Here is a 551-nt window from a genome sequence, read left to right on the forward strand (position 1 = left end):
TTACCCGCCGTACTTCAAAGCTACCTTGGCGGTTACAGTCATCAGCCTCATCATCGGAATCTGGTACAGCAGAAGGAGAAAAAAGCTTGGCTCTTAAACAGAGCCAAGCTTTAATTTTTTTTGAAGTTTTTCCTCGCTGAAAATCCATCCGGTATAGGAGGTGATTAATTCGAGCGTGTCCCTGTCGATGTGTGCGATCGCCACGAAAGGGTAGTGTCCTTTGCTGCGGTATCGCAGATCGATAAAGCGGACTTCGTAATGATCCTTATACGTATCGATCTCCCATTTGTAAACCGGTGAGAACGAAAGAAACGCCGAAATGTTCTTATCCTGTTTCGCCGCTTTCATCACATCCGTATCCGGTAAAGGCACCCTGTTGAATGTGTCGACGATCACGACGTTTCCATCCATGCTCCGTCCGACGTAAAAAGCCGATTTTGCTTTGACGGCGATTCGCCATTGCCTGAATTTCATCGTAGGCGAAATAATGATTTCTTCAATATCATCGATTTTTTCACGGAGCTCATGCTTGATTTTCCTCTGCATGAAAT

1 pseudogene is annotated in these 551 nt (G+C 45.4%); it reads right to left on the bottom strand.

What is annotated here, in order from left to right:
- Window positions 1-93: 93 nt before the first annotated feature.
- Window positions 94-551 (bottom strand): annotated as a pseudogene (locus ACWHAR_RS30890) (metal-dependent hydrolase); the annotation flags it as partial.

This window comes from Bacillus sp. LR--39, from assembly GCF_053613335.1.